This window comes from Halomonas sp. SIMBA_159, from assembly GCF_046536035.1.
In the GTDB taxonomy this organism is placed as follows: domain Bacteria; phylum Pseudomonadota; class Gammaproteobacteria; order Pseudomonadales; family Halomonadaceae; genus Vreelandella; species Vreelandella venusta_A.
Genome location: NZ_JAWJBT010000046.1, coordinates 1 through 2,251, shown reverse-complemented (window position 1 = coordinate 2,251; position 2,251 = coordinate 1). Strand labels below are relative to the sequence as shown.

Annotated in this window: 1 protein-coding gene and 2 tRNA genes; all 3 read right to left on the bottom strand. The window is 40.7% G+C overall.

Annotated elements, in window-relative coordinates; all coding sequences use genetic code 11:
- Positions 1–103: 103 nt before the first annotated feature.
- Positions 104–1,432: a hypothetical protein gene (locus tag R0J87_RS18210; protein WP_498887933.1), complete on the bottom strand. Its 1,329-nt coding sequence runs from the start codon at positions 1,430–1,432 to the stop codon at positions 104–106.
- A gap of 636 nt (positions 1,433–2,068) precedes the next feature.
- Positions 2,069–2,144 (bottom strand) — tRNA-Asn (locus R0J87_RS18205).
- A gap of 31 nt (positions 2,145–2,175) precedes the next feature.
- Positions 2,176–2,251: transfer RNA gene (locus tag R0J87_RS18200), tRNA-Asn, on the bottom strand.

Here is a 2,251-nt window from a genome sequence, read left to right as displayed (position 1 = left end):
TACTGAGTTCGAGGTAAGACATGGGACAACACCTTAGCGAAATGCTCAGGTGTTGCACTCAGTTTCTGCGGCCAAGTAGGATCAAAATTAAGAAAACACTATATTAATTATTAGATAATCTGTGCCATATATATGCAGGTTTTTTCTTAAAATCCCGCTGTTGCATAAATGGCTCATATACCCCTGGCGCTGCTTGGCTAGCCACATATAGTAGCGATGGAATCAAGGGGAGCGATCCTCCTCCTGTTATCATTGAAAATGCTAATCCTCCAAGAGACACAACAGTACCACTCGCTATAGAACGACTAAGTGATTTTGCATTACTCCTTATCTCTTCAACTTGAGGCAGTATTTCATTCTTAAAATAAAGTCTCGACCTCTCTTCAAAATCACCTTCATTTGTTTCTCTCAGACGCTCCATCATATATAACAGTGAAGAGTTAAAATTTTCAAAAGCAACAGGATACTTCTCTCTTAACTCAACTATTAAATTAGGAGAGCCGATATTTAACAAGGAGCTATTAGCTTCAATAAATCTACAGGGATTTTGAGCTGTAACGCCATTATCAATACCAGCCAAAGACAACAAACCAGATTCAAACTTGGACTCAGTAACATATGTATGGCCTAAATCATTTGCAAATACCGTTTCATTATATATATTCTTTAAGCGCACACGCATTGCTTGATTAACTGCCTGGTAAGACCATACGTCATAAAACGTCTTATCTAATCTTTTGCTTTCATCCCAAATTTTCCTAACTTCTACACCACCTTCTACATTTTTGATTTTCTCCATTGTCTGATTTAAATATAGCTGGACACCTCCTCTCCAATAGTCATCTTTAAAGCTAACAAATAAAGCTGGCCTACGATTGACACTCCCTAGCTCTTTCAGAATTAAAAAATCTCCTTCATCATTTCTCATTGCAGATTTAATTATTGCATTTTCGTGTATATAGTCATGCAGTTTATCTGGAATACTGGATCTAAAAGCATCTTCAGATAATAAAAGAGGAACCTCACTACTAGGATAATTTAAAAATGACAATGGATAAACCTTAACAACCTCAATTTTAATTAAATTGAAATAGTGAGCAAAAAACTCGAGCCCTTCCTTTAGCTTATCCAGACTTATTGAGCTTCTACTCTTCACTAACGGATCATCAAATATTATTGACTGATAAACCAGCATTGAAGATAATGCGCTAGACCCTAAAGCATCAGAGGACTCAGTGCTGTACAATGCACTTAAACTTTCTGTTTTCTCAAGGCCTGAAATCTCTACTTCTAGACTCTCTATTCTGCCATTAATATATTGTGAAACCCTTTCAGAAAGCTCGCTTTCTGACAAACTGAAAACGTTTATGATTTTTCCTGATGCTGAGATCAACCCTGAATCTATCAGTAGATCAATTGCATGTTGACTCATGCTTTCCCCCTTTGCACCTATCATCATATTTAGGCTTTCACAACCTGATTATAGAATATTCAGGCATTCCTAAGACTACTCAGGAACGCACAAATTTACTATGAAAAATCATGCCGCAACCTCAGTGGTTTCTGTTTGACCAACCTACCAAAAGCAGAATAAATTCGCATGATTTTGCATGACTCACACGTCCCCAAAACCAGCCTACAGCCTAGCAATAGCGGGCTTTGGGCCGTTTTGTGGTATGCATGAAGAATTAACCGCAGACGGGTGGGGGTAGCGCGACGTAGGGCGCGGCGGTCTGGGGGAAGCCTCCCCCCTGCAATCTTGCCATATAGCCGCCGCGTACCACTGTAAGCCACGTTGAGCCTTTGAAACAAAAAAGCCCCGCAGTGGCGAGGCTTAGGCAGCGTAAAGATTAGCGCTTAGGCTTTAGCGATCTAGCCCAAGCCAGTGATAACATACAATGCTTTCAAATAATTAGATGATCGCTTACAGCAAGAAAGGAAATTTGAGGCCAACGCTAACAACATCACGTAAGCGCCAAATAAAAACAGCCACGCACAAAAAAACACCCAAGATGCCATATGGCAGCGGGCGATAGAATCATTCAAACGGGGAAGGTGTTACGCTAGATGGCTCCCTGAGCAGGACTCGAACCTGCGACCCAATGATTAACAGTCATTTGCTCTACCAACTGAGCTATCAGGGAACAACAGAAAAACTTTAGCAGAACAGCAGCTTGGCTCCTCGAGCAGGACTCGAACCTGCGACCCAATGATTAACAGTCATTTGCTCTACCAACTGAGCTATCGAGGA

Coding starts and splice junctions, on each gene's coding strand:
- R0J87_RS18210 (WP_498887933.1), bottom strand. CDS start 1,432: ATGAGTCAACATGCAATTGATCTACTGATAGATTCAGGGTTGATCTCA.